Source organism: Acidicapsa dinghuensis, assembly GCF_025685685.1.
GTDB lineage: Bacteria > Acidobacteriota > Terriglobia > Terriglobales > Acidobacteriaceae > Acidicapsa > Acidicapsa dinghuensis.
In genome coordinates, this window is sequence record NZ_JAGSYH010000005.1 from 474313 (window position 1) to 487175 (window position 12863).

Sequence of the window (12863 nt, forward strand, 5' to 3'; positions counted from 1 at the left end):
TCGTTATGCGCGGCGGGGTAGTTTCGTCCAGACGCCACGCAGCGGATCGACAAAATGAATCATATCGCCAAGCTCTTTCTGCATCCGCTGTAACTGCTCCATCAATTCACCTTTGAGCTTATCCATCGCTGGATCTCCCGACAGATCATGCATTTCCCACGGATCACGCTCGATATCAAACAACTGAATCGTATGCACCTCCGGGTACACAATCAGCTTGTGCGTCTTCGTGCGGATGGCTCTTTGCGTATGGCGATGCCAGGTGAAGACCGCATCGTGTACCGGACGGTAATCGCCACGTAGCATCGGCGCAATACTTGGAAATTGAACTGTTCCCGGCGTCGGAATGCCCGCCAGATCGCAGGTTGTCGCATACATGCTGTGCTGATACACCAGTTCATCAACCTTCACGCCTGTGCGAACTCCCGGGCCTGAAATCAGCAGCGGCATACGGATGCTGCAATCATAAAGATTCTGCTTACCCATCAGTCCGTGCTCACCCACGGCCAGTCCATGATCCGCGGTGACAACCACGTACGTATTACCAGCTTTGCTAGAACGTTCCAGCGCATCGAGCACGCGGCCGATTTCATGATCCATGTGCGAAATAATGGCGTAATACTCGCGGCGGTGCAGTTGCACAGCCTCGTGCGTACGCGGAAACGGCGCAAGTGATTCGTCACGGCCAAACGTGTCGGAACCAATATTGAATGGGTGCTCAGGCAGGAAATTCGGAGGCACTTCGATGTTGTCCTGCTGATACAGATCGAGAAACTCCTGCGGCGCCTGGCGGGGATCATGCGGCGCATTAAAACCCATGTAAACAAAGAACGGCGTGCTCCGCTTCGCGGCTTTGTCGGTCAAATAATCAATCACGGCATCTGCGTAAATGGTGCTCGAGTGCCTGATTTCCCTCGGCAACTTCGCATCCACAATGTCCGACTGGAGCCAATGTCCGTGGAGGGAACGGTCTGCAGGATTCCACGTACCACCCGGCCGCGGACGAAAATACGCTTCATTCTCAGACCACGGAACATTCACATGGTCGCCATCATTGTCGCTTGGTTCGTCAGTATAAAAATCGTTGCCCGGAGCCAGAAATCCCGGTCCAACCGGACCCAGTTCCTTAAAGCTCTTCTGCAAAAGCGTCGGATTCAGATGCCACTTGCCGCAGATAAAGGTGTCATATCCAGCGGCGCCCATCGTCTGGCCCCATGTGTGAACGCGATCGATGCCCGTCAGGGCATGAAACGCAGTAAGACCGCTGTTAAGCATCGTGCGGCTAGGCACGCAAACAGCACCTGACCATGCACCCTGATGAAAGCAATGCGTAAACGCACAGCCATTTGCGACCAGCTTGTCGAGGTTAGGTGTGTGAATCTCAGGGTTGTTCAGAGAGTGAATGGTCCTGTACATCATGTCGTCGGCAATGATGAACAGAAAGTTCGGCTTTGAAGACTCCTTCTCGCTCACCGTCCCCTCGGCGCCTGCGAGAACAGGAACCGCGCCACTGGCAGCTCCTGCGGCCATCCATCCCATAAACTTCCTTCGATCCACCTTGCCCTCCCTGCTGTTTACGTCGTATTTAAAAGTAGATTCTTACGGCAAGCTCCATGTTCTCGTTCATAGAAGTCACAAATAAGTTGCGAATCATTCTGGAAGTTTATAGATGGAGCATCCATCAAGATCCTCGACAATCACTCAGAGAATCCGAGGTGCAAGACTAATCAGCATATAGGGCATGCGCAACGGATGCGACATACTTTGGGAGCAGAGATTACGAGTTTGAAAAAATTGACCCGAATCCCGCGTCATTAATCTCGCGCAGGATTGGGCAATCGCACTTTTCAAGAAACCTTCTCGCGATGGAGAACCGGCTAGAAGACTTTTACGTGAATTGTCAGGTAAGTCTTGGGGTCCTTGCGAATGGCTGTGACCAATTGGCCGGTATCGTTGAGGGTCTTGCTTAAGTTGTCGTAGAGCGTGCGGTTCACGAACATCTGGCCAATGGAGCCTTGCCCCTCCTGGATGCCTTTGAGGATTCCGTTGAGGTGGCCGAGGGTTTCTTCGACCTTGTTGGCAAAGGCGGGATCCTTGGTGAACTTGCCGAGCGATCCTTTGCCCGCGTTGATGTCGCCCAGCAGCTCGTTGGTGTTGGCGAGGGCCTTGTTCAGATTTTTATAGAGTGTGTCGTCGGTAAGCAGCTTGCCTGCTGTTCCCTGGCCGTTGTCGAGGCGCGTGGTGATGTCGTCGAGCTTGGCTACTGAATCATTCAGCTTGTTGTAGAGGGCGTCGTCGGTGATGAGCTTGCCAGCCGTTCCCTTGCCCTCGGCAATGTTGGTAGTAATGACCTGAAGCTGGCTGATGGTGTTGGAAATCTTCTTAGCCATGGCCGGATCTTTGAGGAACATGGCGGCGGTACCGTCGCCGTTGTTGACGGTATCGAGCAGGACTCCGACCTTGGCGACAACCTTGTTGATGTTCTCGATAGAGACCTGGCTGGTACGGACAACGTCCTGAATGCTGGGTGTCTTGGCGACAGGGATCTCTGTGTTGTTGCCGGGCTGCGGGCCGGTGGCGTGGGACGACGAGATGTCGACAAAGGCATCGCCGAGGACGCCGGCGGAGGTGATGGATGCGGTCGAGTCGGTATGCAGCGAAGGCAGGAAGTTGGAACCGATGCGGCACACAACCTCGACGGCGTGGGGCTCATGGCTCGGAATGATGCGCACGTGGACCACGTTACCGATGGTGACGCCTTCGAGCGTGACGGGCGCGCCGTCTTTCAGGCCATTGGCGTTATCGAAGTAGGCGATGAGATTGATCTTCTTGGTGAAGAGGCCGCCTGTGGATCCGGCGAGGATGAAGATCATCACGACGAGAACGGTCATGGCGATCAGAGCTACTATTCCGACCTTCAGTTGGGACCAACGAAGTTCTTTCTGGCTCGGCATCGTGCAATCGTCCTCAGTAGTGCTGGGTAATAGGTGTGCCTTTGTGTATCTCTCGCTGGGTTGAGGATACCAAACGCCTTTGTCGAGTCAGCAATTCGAAAAGCACCAATTTCAGAACAAACGATGCGGCATATGTGTCGTTGGTTGCGGACTTTTGCTGCCGAAGTCAGAATTCGGGGCCTTCGAGGGAGACGCTGGCCATGGCGAGCGTCCCTGTGTGGGTGAGCGAGAGCGCGGCATGGGTGACCCGCAGGCGGGCGGCGAAGTCGGCGGCGCGACCGGTAAAGCGAAGTCCGGGACGGCCACCGGGGTGACGGGTGACTTCAATCTCTAACCAATTGACTCCATGCTGGATACCGGTGCCAAGCGCTTTGGCGGCCGCCTCTTTTGCAGCGAAGCGGGCGGCGAAACTTTCGGCGGAGTGCTTTTTTCGGAGGCAGTAGGCCTGCTCGGCGGGAGTAAAGATGCGGTTGAGGAAGCGCTGACCGAAACGCTCCATGGAGCGCTGAATGCGGGGAATCTCGGTAAGGTCAATGCCGGTGCCGACAAGCATGTCTGGTTGGAGGGTACAACAGCAGCCGGGGAGCAGGAAACAGCGAACAGTGGCCGCAGGTGAGAATCAGGGGGCTGGGATTGGAGTTGTCTTACGACCGGGCGGGATCGGCCCGGATCTGTCGCGGGGTGGGACGGTGGGTGAAGATTGGCGGACGGGGTCCGATGAATGAGATATGAATCCAGCGGCGCTATCCGCGGCAGTGAAGGGACCGGCATCGAGCTGGGCGCTGCAGATGCGCGCATCGGCGATGGCGGAGCCTGGAATGATGGTGCGCACGCTGACGGGAGCGATTCTGGGCTGCGGCGGCTGGGTGCTGAGCCGAGGAGCGGATGATCAGGGGCTGATCAGCATGCTGTTTGAGTTTGAGCGGCAGCATTGCGTGGATATGTATGCAATGTTGATTGCGGCGGGGCTCGAGCTAAGCCAGTTGGCGCATCTGCGGTTTACTGAGCTTTGCCAGTGCACACTTAGCCATCACGAGGATTGCGGGGCTGAGATTGTGAGTGTGGATCTTGAGGTGCGGTGTTTTGGGAAGGGTGAGGTGTAAGAGTGGGGTGGCGCCTTCGCGCGAAGTAAAGCAGATCTTCAGCGAGAATGACGAAGCAATAACAGCAACGACGAAGGTGCGGTGATGCTGGCATGTGCTGGTCCATGCGTGTTCGCCTGAAGCAGCGTATTCCACGGCGGCTCTGCATCTCGAACAAGAGTTTTACTGAGTTGATTTGGCCGTCTCAAAACTTACCCTTTGTGAGATACGCCGGCGGGCAATGCCGTTTTGTGCGCCATTTTGGAAGTGTTGGCCATGAAGTAAATGACGGATGGCCGACTATTCTCCCAGTGCTCTAAACTCCATGCGATGATGAGAGGTCGAAACGAAGTGACCGAGAGAACGGGATGACGATTGACTGGAGAGCACTGGACAAGCAAGTCGGCGGCTGTTGGGGAACAGAGCCAGGGATACGAGTACTGGAACTTATCGTCGGCGAAGAAAACATTCGTCGTGCTGTTGATCATTGGATCACTTTCGAACCCGGATATGGAGCCGCTGAGCAGGTTCTCTTGATCATGAGGTCAACAGTCGCGATGGAATACTGCTACGAGATTTACAAAAACGAGCCGAGCACGGAGCGAGCAGGACGAGCGATCTTCCTACTTTCGGAAATGGCTGATTGGCGATTCATGCGATGGGCTCGTGAACTCGTGGAGGACAGCACCACACGTTGGAATGCTGTAGTCGCGTTGGAACAGGTTCTTGCGAGGCCCTTAGGCGAGGAAGGAATCGACTTGGCGAAAGAGCTATTGGCAAAAGCAGAGGAAGACCCGGATCAGAGGTTGCGCGAGCGAGCAGCAGAGATTCACGCGCGGCTCGCTGCGAACCCATACCTCGAGCATTTAGGTCTGTGAATTTAAGTTCCGAGCGAGTGACCGGCTATCCGGAAGTTATCCTTTTCGAGACCGGAGCAAAGTTTCCAGAACCCGTTTTAGTGAAGTTGTGACGGACCTTCGCACGAGCTAACCTGTACCGATGGGGCTTGACACCGTAGAGATTGTGCTGCGCACGGAAGAATTGTTTGCCATAACTATCGAAGATGACGAAGCGGGTGCTGTCCGCACAGTGGGAGACTTCTATCATCTGATCTGCCGGAAAGTGGGCGTGATGCCGCTTCAATCTCCGGTCACTTCGGCAGAGCTTCCCACAATTACGCATAAGGAAGCGAAGTTCCTCTTCCTTTCCACGCATACGCCGCTGCCAGCTCCGGTGGAAGTGCTGCATTGGTCGCCGCAAAGTGTGTGGGACGTTTTGGTCGCCGTTTTTGTCGATCAACAGGGCTTGAAACGAGAAGAAATTCTCTACAGCGCCAGCATCGCCCAAGATCTCGGCGTCGACTAAAACCTAAAGAGAATCGTAGTTGTAAGCGGAGGCCACTTTATGCCGGTTCCAAGATTTACCCTATGCGACACACTTTGGTTTCAATGCGAGTCCGGATCGTATCCGAGTAGTCGATCACTCGATCAAAGAGCCGTTTCAGTGACGAGAAGCGCGTTTATGAAGACTAATTCCGCAAGTGGTATCGCTTCGTCGGCTGGGATTGCCCTGAATAGAACCTTCTAAGCGAAGCCCGAAAACTGGATTGACCTCAGCCTTGGCAAGATCAGATACTTGCATTCAGAAAATCATGAACATCGTGCAGAGGCTTTCTGATTCTTCTCGACTTGGCAGGAAGTCACTGTGGCCGTTCATTGCCTTCGCGCTGTTCGGTATCTTGTTTTTCGCCTATCAAGCAGCTGTAGAGAATGATTTAGCGAGTAGACAGAAAACGAGCTTCGGAATCATTGGTCAGTGCGAGGAGCGTGGACGCGGGCACGACAACTACTGTGACTACACTTTTTCAGTTGGCGATGCACAATATACCGCGGTCAGCAAAGCCGAAAGAGGAGTTGGATTTGGGCAGACAGTCGCTGTCTATTATGACAGCCAAAATCCTCGATTTAGTGCTCTTGAAGACTTTTCTGAGCAGAGTCGCCACAATTTACGTTTCGTCTACATCCTCGGTTTAGTGCTTGTCGCTGTCGTGGCCTTTGTTCTTTGGGACAGAGCACCCTAAGGGAATATTCGAAATCAGACGAGATTGAGGACGTATATTCACATGCATTCTCAATCTCGTCTGGTTTAAGTAACGAGAAACCGGCTTGCGTGCACCAACTCCAGGCGCGTTCGTCTGAAGCAGTGCACTTCACGGTCGACTGGTGATCAGCCAGCTTCAAGCAGGCCGTAGCGACGCTGCCAGGCTTGGCGCAGGTGGTTCCAGACACGCTTGCGTTCAGCTTCGGTGATGGAATCGTCGGGTTGGTTTGCAAAGCGGGCGGCTTCCTGTTTGGCCAGTTCGAGGATCTCGCGGTCACGGACCAGGTTGGCTACGCGGAAAGTAGGGGCTCCGGCCTGGCGGGTACCGAAAAACTCGCCAGGGCCGCGCATGGTGAGATCGAGCTCGGCCAATTCGAATCCGTTTTGTGTGCGGACCATGGCCTGCAGGCGTTCTTCGGCCTGCGGCGAGACGCGTTCACCAGTCATGAGGATGCAGTAGCTTTTGGCGGAGCCGCGTCCGACGCGCCCGCGAAGCTGGTGAAGCTGGGCGAGGCCGAAGCGCTCGGCGTGATCGACGACCATCACCGAAGCATTGGGAACATCGACGCCAACTTCGATGACCGTGGTGGAGACGAGGACATCGATCTCCCCGCGCTGAAACCGGCGCATGACGACATCTTTCTCATCGGCGTCGAGACGGCCATGGAGAAGGCCGACGCGGAGGCCGTGGAAAGCCCCACTACGCAACTGCTCATACATATCGGTAGCGGCGCGGAGCTCCTGTTTCGGAGACGGTTTCGTCTCGGGCATTTCTTCCGGCGTGAAGAGGGCGGTTTGTTTCTTCGCAGATTTGCGTGCGCGTTTGGCAGGGACAGGTGGAGCGGCTTGAGCGGCCTCGGCATCGGCTGCGGCGAAGTCCAGCTCGGGCTGGTCGTCGCGGGGGCCTTCGATGACGGGATAGACGATGTAAGCCTGACGGCCGAGGCCAACCTGCTTGCAAACGAACTCCCACACCTCCTCCTGACGCTCGCCAGGAACGCTGCGGGTAACGATGGGCGTGCGCCCCGGCGGAAGCTCATCGAGGACGCTGCCGTCGAGGTCGCCGTAGAGCGTGAGGGCGAGCGTGCGTGGGATGGGCGTAGCGGTCATGACGAGAACGTCTGGCTCAGCCTCACCGGGTTTTTTCATGAGGCGGAAGCGCTGTAGGACGCCGAAGCGATGCTGCTCGTCGACCACGACGAGGCCGAGACGCGCAAAGTCGACTTTCTCCTCAATGAGGGCATGAGTGCCGATAACAAGCTGCGCTTCGCCGGAATAAATGAGGCTGCGGGCATAGCGCTTACGATCGTGCTCAAGTGAGCCGGTAAGCAGAACGATGTTGTAGCGCTTCGAGGAGCGCGCCAGCAGCTTACGCGCGGCAAGATAATGCTGCGTGGCCAGAATTTCAGTAGGAGCCATGAGCGCGGCCTGATAGCCGTTTTCAATAGCGACGAGCATCGCCTGCAGCGCGACGATGGTTTTGCCGGAGCCGACATCACCTTGCAAGAGGCGGCGCATAGGGTGCGGCTGGCGCATGTCGCTGACGATTTCGCCAAGAGCGCGTTTCTGTGCAGTTGTGGGATGGAACGGCAGAATCTCACGGATGGCTTCGCGAACCTGATCGGTGGTGGCGAAGGCAATGCCCAGCTGCGCGCGGCCTTTGCGGCGTTTGAGCTCCAGGCCGAGTTCGAGAAAGAAAAGCTCTTCGAAAATAAGGCGGCGTAGCGGCGCGGTGCGCGCTTCCATGAGCGCAGTCTGCGTCGTGCCTTCCGGAGGAAAGTGTGCGTGGGCGATGGCTTGCTCGCGCGTGGGAAGGCCAAGGCGTTCCAGCATCGACGTCGGCAGGACTTCTGGGATCAAGGTCGGCGCGCCGGCAGCTCCGCGGAGAGACTCGATGAGGCGGAAGATGACCTTGCGCTGCCAGCGTGAGGCGAGCATGGAGCCACCGAGGGATTCATAAACAGGAGTGATGCGGCCCACTTCGAGAAGGAGAGTCTCTTCGTCTTCGCCGGTCCCAGGCAACAGCTCGAACTGTGGCTGGATCATCTTCATGTTGCGGCTGGAGCGGGATGGCTCAATGCGGCCAAAAAGTGCAATGGTCTGCCCAGCATGGAAGCGGCCTTGCAGATAAGAGCCGTTGAACCAGATGCACTTCATAGCGAGATTGCCCTGCCCTACGGTCATCTCGAAGATGGGCATGCGGCGGGTGCGCAGGAGCGCCGTGCCGCGAATTTCGGCAATGACTGAGGCGGTCTCTCCGGGTTTGAGTTCATCGAGCGAGCGCGGATGCTGGCGGTCCTCGTAACGGAAAGGCAGATGGTAGAGCAGGTCTTCGGCGACAAGAATACCTTTTTCTTCGAGGACCTTGGCCACCTTCGGGCCTACGCCGCGAACGTAAGTGACAGGCGTATCGAGCGCGAGAGGCTTGAATGGCTGATGGCCCTGAGCTGCGGGCGGCGCGACAGGCAGTGGGGGCTGGGGATTGGATTTGCGGCCGGGCACATTGTGGATGCTACATTGCGGCGGGTTGCGCGTGCCACGGTGAAGGGGTTGAGTCGTTGGGTATGGAAGGCGAACACAGCTTGGGTATGATGGAGGAGAAATCCGCGGAAAAGTTTGAGGAACGTTGATCACGGCCGGCAAACCCTAAAGGCAGGTGCAGAGTTGTCCCGAGAGCGAGAATTTGTCTATTTACTGGAACTGGACGCACCGCGTGAACTGGTATGGAAGACGTGGACCGAGGAAGAGCATCTCAAGCAGTGGTTTGCGCCGGCGGGATTCGCGCTTTCAGTCGCGAAGCTGAATGTCGTGTCGGGCGGAATCTTCCACTACTGCATGCGCGCTGCGAATGGCGTCGAGATGTGGGGCAAGTGGGTATTTCGCGAGGTAGTTGCGCCCGAGCGAATTGTGCTGGTGAACACGTTCTCGAATAAACACGGGAATCCCACGCGTCACCCCTATGTGGCAGATTGGCCGCTCGAGATACTGACAACAGCGACATTCGCGGATGTCGACGGGAACACCGTGCTGACGATTGCGTGGCACCCCATCGATGCTTCCCCCTCGGAGCAGAAAACCTTTGACAGCATGCACGACGCGATGACCCAAGGATGGAATGGAACGCTGGGACAACTCGAAGCGTACCTGAAAGGCAGAAACCAGGGACCGGAGACTAACTAGGGAACAGCTTCCGCTTTCGCGCAAAGACCTGTCGTTGAAGACCTCGGCACGCATTCGTGGCTGGGTTGGCATGTTGAGATGTGGTCACGCGCTACGCTGACTCACGTTCCCCGCGCTTTGCTGCGAAATAGCTCGCCTTTTCGCAGCCGCCAGCAGTAGACCCCGAGATTCAGCGCGCATACAGATACTCCCGCGATGGTTACGACCCAGTCAGGAAGGTTGGGATAGACGATTGCATCCAGATAGTGAAGCAAAAAGCTGCCATGATACGCAGCCCAGCCCGCGCGCGATTCGAAGTACTTTTCGGCCAACGTAAGAGGACATGGCCACGGGCTCACCTCAACCACGATGCCCCACAACAAAGCCAGAATGTGAAGCACACTCCACCACGGACGCCCTCGAGTCCAGATCGCTCCAAAGATAACCAGCAAAAGCCACGCCAGATGAAAGCTCAGAACGAGGACCGCAAGCTCGGCCATGGCGCGCAACCTCGCCTCATCTTACTGCGTGCTCCTCGTTACTGCGTATCTCTGGCGATCGTGTGAGCGCTGCGAAGCAAAGTTGCCACATCGACAGGATGATCGGCCGCGCGGTGCTCTTTCAAAAGACTGTCCATTCGATTGAGTCCGAGAAGCCGGTCGTGACGAGCAACCAGAAGCTTCAGATAAATCGAATGGACATGCCTGAAAATGTCGGCCCGAGCCTCCACAGTTAGCGTTTGTTTTCGGAAACCGCCTTTTTGCCGAAATAGCTGACCAGGTAAAGACATCCACCAAGAGCAATGATGTCCTTGTACAGGAACAGGCCAAGGAAGCTCATATATCTCATTCCCTCAATGCCAGGTACGGAAATAATCGCGCCGGGAGTACTCAGCAGCATGGTGCTGGTTGTGAAGAAGATAACGACTCCTAGGAGCCCGCCAACAATGCCGGCCCTGGGTCTGAAGTAGCCCGCGATAATCAAGATCGCGGTAAGCCACTCGGTAGTTCCGATAAGATCCGATCCAATATACGGACCGAATAACTTGAAGTGCCACCAGACGAGAAAGCTGTTCGAAACAAGAGGAATGATGCCTTCAGCGCCGGGCCGCGTCATCTTGTAAGATCCGGCCCAAAGCAGCATAACGATCATACCGATGCTGATAACCAGAAAGGGTAGATTACGATCACTGATCCACTCAGCCAATCCGGTCAGTTTGTTTTTCGCTTGTTGTAAGAGGTTGCTTGTTTGTGCCGACGAGATGTTACTCATTTCTCACTTCTCCTTATTAAAGTTGATGTGGTCACGCCTGGGGCAAATCTCGTGTTGGTTAAAACAACGGGAGCAATGCGGGACACGATCCTTTCCAAAATCCTCGACAGCGCATCTTCGCACTACGCTGCAAGTCTTTTCAACCATAGGATGGGACTGCTTGTCACAAAGAATATCCATCAGATATCTTTTAGTCTCATAATGGATCGACTCGCGCTCTTCTTCGAACGGTTCTCTCTTACGGCCCGAATGTTTTATTCCGGGCTGTTGTGCGGCAGCACCGGAGATCAGATAAGCGAACATGCCGGTCATCTTCATGTGCTCAAGCAAGGCAAGCTCAAGATCACCCGGCCCGACGCTCGTCAGATCGTCATCGATACCCCGAGCATACTGTTCTTTCCCCGCCCTCGCGTTCATCGCCTTCACGGCCCGCTGCAGGCAGGCGCCGAGCTCGTATGCGCCACAATCGAATTCGGCGCCGGAATGTTAAACCCTCTGATCGCATCCCTGCCCGAACCACTCGTGCTCCCGCTCACAGCGCTTCCCGAGCTTGAACCGACACTGCAGCTCTTGTTTGCAGAGGCCTTCTCTGAGCTACCAGGCCGTCAGGCTGCCATCGATCGATTATTCGAATATCTCTTTGTGCTGCTCATCCGATCGGCAATGAACACGCGCCTGATTGACAGTGGAATCTTAGTGGGACTCAGCGATTCGCGTCTTGGCAAGGCAATCCAAGGCATGCACGAATCTCCCGAGACCTCATGGTCACTGGAGCAGCTGGCTCAGCTTGCCGGTATGTCCCGAGCGCGCTTTGCCGCTTATTTTCGCCAGGTCGTCGGCATGACACCGTTTGACTACCTGACAAGCTGGCGATTAGGAGTCTCCCAAACCATGTTGCGTAAAGGCAACTCACTGAAACTCATCGCCGCCGCGGTGGGATACGCGAATGCCACAGCTCTAACGCGAGTCTTCACCCAACGGATAGGCATGTCGCCGTCGGAATGGCTCGCTGGCAGCCGTACCCGCCAAACGTGACTCTATGTTCCGTCACGCGAACTTCCGCGCCATGAGAAAGATCACAGGAACCGTCTGAAGGCGGATTGAAGAGACTGCGGGGTTCGTGCTGCGCACGAATGTGGTCTGGTGCTGCGGGCATCCACTATCCCATCCTTTCGACTAAGAACGTAGAACGGATGGGCACCCCGAGAGTCTCGGGAGCTTCAGCAAAAGAAAGAAGAGGGTGCCCCACCTGTGATCTTTCAGGAGGTTGTCCATTCGATTTGGACCGGAGAAGCTGGTTGTGACGAGCAACTAGGAATCTTCGGAGGATCGAATGGACATTCATAAGAATGCCCGACTGAGCTATCGCAGTCGAGAGGCATTGGTCAGGTTTGTACTGGAGCAGGGAGAGACGCGGAAGGCGGCTGCAGCCGCCTTCCGCGTGAGTGCGAAGACTGCGGCCAAGTGGGTGATGCGGTTCCAGGTAGCCGGACTGGATGGTCTGGCAGATCGTAGCTCGCGGCCTCATCGCAGTCCGCGCCGCCTGGCGGGGAGTCTTGTTGATCGGGTTGTCGAGCTGCGCCGGGGGCACATGCCCGGGTACCGGATCGCACGGCAATCGGGTCTGAGTCCGGCTTCCGTGAGCCGCATCCTGCGCCGGGCGCGGTTGAGCCGATGGCGCGACCTGAACCCGCCGCCTCCCGTGGTTCGCTATGAGCATCCGCGGCCCGGTGACCTGTTGCATCTCGACATCAAGGGCATGACGCGCTTCTCGGAGGTCTCGCTGCGCGGCGATGGGCGGCTGCGCGGCAAACGCGCTCATCCCGGTTTCCTTGCGCTGCATGTGGCCGTCGACGACCACTCGCGTATGGCCTTCACCCGCATGCTGCCAGACCAGAAGGCCGGTACCACCATCGGCTTCCTCAACGATGCGCTGGGCTTCTTCGCACAACACGGCATCGGCGTGCGCGCTCTGCTGACCGACAACGGATCCAGCTACCGCTCCCAACAGTTCCGCCAGGCTTGCTGCAAGCTCGCACTAAAACACCACCGCACCAGGCCCTACACGCCCAGAACCAACGGAAAGGCTGAGCGATTTATACAGACCGCGCTCAGAGAGTGGGCTTACGCAAAACACTGGACTGACTCACAGGACAGGGACTCACATCTGCAGCCATGGACTCACTACTACAACCACGAAAGACCTCATGGTAGCCTCAACTACAACCCGCCCATCAGCCGCTCCGAGATACCGCTCGCCGATGGAACAACCTCTTGAGCTTCTACAGCCACCCGC

General features: G+C 56.5%; 13 protein-coding genes. 7 read left to right on the forward strand and 6 right to left on the reverse strand.

Going from position 1 to position 12863, the window contains the following annotated elements; genetic code table 11:
- Positions 1-3 precede the first annotated feature (3 nt).
- From OHL22_RS16780 to acpS, 3 genes are all read right to left on the reverse strand, one after another.
- The gene (locus OHL22_RS16780; protein WP_263339854.1) at positions 4-1557 is read right to left on the reverse strand and encodes a sulfatase-like hydrolase/transferase; all 1554 of its coding nucleotides are present in this window, start codon (positions 1555-1557) and stop codon (positions 4-6) included.
- A 320-nt stretch (positions 1558-1877) separates the two neighbouring features.
- Positions 1878-2954 carry an MlaD family protein gene (locus OHL22_RS16785; RefSeq protein WP_263339857.1) on the reverse strand — a complete coding sequence of 359 codons (1077 nt, stop codon included), beginning with the start codon at positions 2952-2954 and terminating at the stop codon, positions 1878-1880.
- A gap of 166 nt (positions 2955-3120) precedes the next feature.
- A complete protein-coding gene (gene acpS / locus OHL22_RS16790) occupies positions 3121-3507 on the reverse strand; it encodes a holo-ACP synthase (protein WP_263339859.1) in 387 nt (128 codons plus the stop codon).
- Positions 3508-3682: 175 nt separating this feature from the next.
- On the opposite strand from acpS, the gene OHL22_RS16795 reads away from it, so the two are divergent.
- From OHL22_RS16795 to OHL22_RS16810, 4 genes are all read left to right on the forward strand, one after another.
- Positions 3683-4057 carry a hypothetical protein gene (locus OHL22_RS16795; protein WP_263339861.1) on the forward strand — a complete coding sequence of 125 codons (375 nt, stop codon included), beginning with the start codon at positions 3683-3685 and terminating at the stop codon, positions 4055-4057.
- A gap of 347 nt (positions 4058-4404) precedes the next feature.
- The gene (locus OHL22_RS16800; protein ID WP_263339864.1) at positions 4405-4914 is read left to right on the forward strand and encodes a hypothetical protein; all 510 of its coding nucleotides are present in this window, start codon (positions 4405-4407) and stop codon (positions 4912-4914) included.
- Positions 4915-5035: 121 nt separating this feature from the next.
- Entirely contained in the window at positions 5036-5401 is a 366-nt protein-coding gene (locus tag OHL22_RS16805; RefSeq protein ID WP_263339867.1) for an acyl carrier protein, read from the forward strand.
- Between the two features lie 286 nt (positions 5402-5687).
- Positions 5688-6116, forward strand: a complete 429-nt coding sequence (locus OHL22_RS16810) for a DUF3592 domain-containing protein (RefSeq protein ID WP_263339869.1) — start codon at positions 5688-5690, stop codon at positions 6114-6116.
- A 146-nt stretch (positions 6117-6262) separates the two neighbouring features.
- Here the strand turns inward: OHL22_RS16810 and recG are convergent, their stop codons facing one another.
- Positions 6263-8605 (reverse strand): ATP-dependent DNA helicase RecG, encoded by a 2343-nt coding sequence (gene recG / locus OHL22_RS16815; RefSeq protein ID WP_263340528.1) that lies wholly within the window; start codon positions 8603-8605, stop codon positions 6263-6265.
- Positions 8606-8800: 195 nt separating this feature from the next.
- Between recG and OHL22_RS16820 the strand changes: the two genes are divergently transcribed.
- Complete coding sequence (locus OHL22_RS16820) at positions 8801-9316, forward strand: SRPBCC family protein (RefSeq protein ID WP_263339872.1); 516 nt, start codon at positions 8801-8803, stop codon at positions 9314-9316.
- A gap of 101 nt (positions 9317-9417) precedes the next feature.
- On the opposite strand, the gene OHL22_RS16825 is transcribed toward OHL22_RS16820, so the two are convergent.
- Together OHL22_RS16825 and OHL22_RS16830 are read right to left on the reverse strand one after the other, a co-directional pair.
- On the reverse strand, positions 9418-9795 hold the full coding sequence (locus tag OHL22_RS16825) for a DUF2784 domain-containing protein (RefSeq protein WP_263339875.1): 378 nt from the start codon (positions 9793-9795) through the stop codon (positions 9418-9420).
- Positions 9796-10027: 232 nt separating this feature from the next.
- On the reverse strand, positions 10028-10567 hold the full coding sequence (locus OHL22_RS16830) for a YkgB family protein (RefSeq protein ID WP_263339878.1): 540 nt from the start codon (positions 10565-10567) through the stop codon (positions 10028-10030).
- A 201-nt stretch (positions 10568-10768) separates the two neighbouring features.
- Between OHL22_RS16830 and OHL22_RS16835 the strand changes: the two genes are divergently transcribed.
- Both OHL22_RS16835 and OHL22_RS16840 read left to right on the forward strand, forming a co-directional pair.
- Positions 10769-11602 (forward strand): AraC family transcriptional regulator, encoded by an 834-nt coding sequence (locus OHL22_RS16835; protein WP_263339880.1) that lies wholly within the window; start codon positions 10769-10771, stop codon positions 11600-11602.
- Positions 11603-11900: 298 nt separating this feature from the next.
- A complete protein-coding gene (locus OHL22_RS16840) occupies positions 11901-12845 on the forward strand; it encodes an IS481 family transposase (protein ID WP_263339882.1) in 945 nt (314 codons plus the stop codon).
- Positions 12846-12863 lie beyond the last annotated feature (18 nt).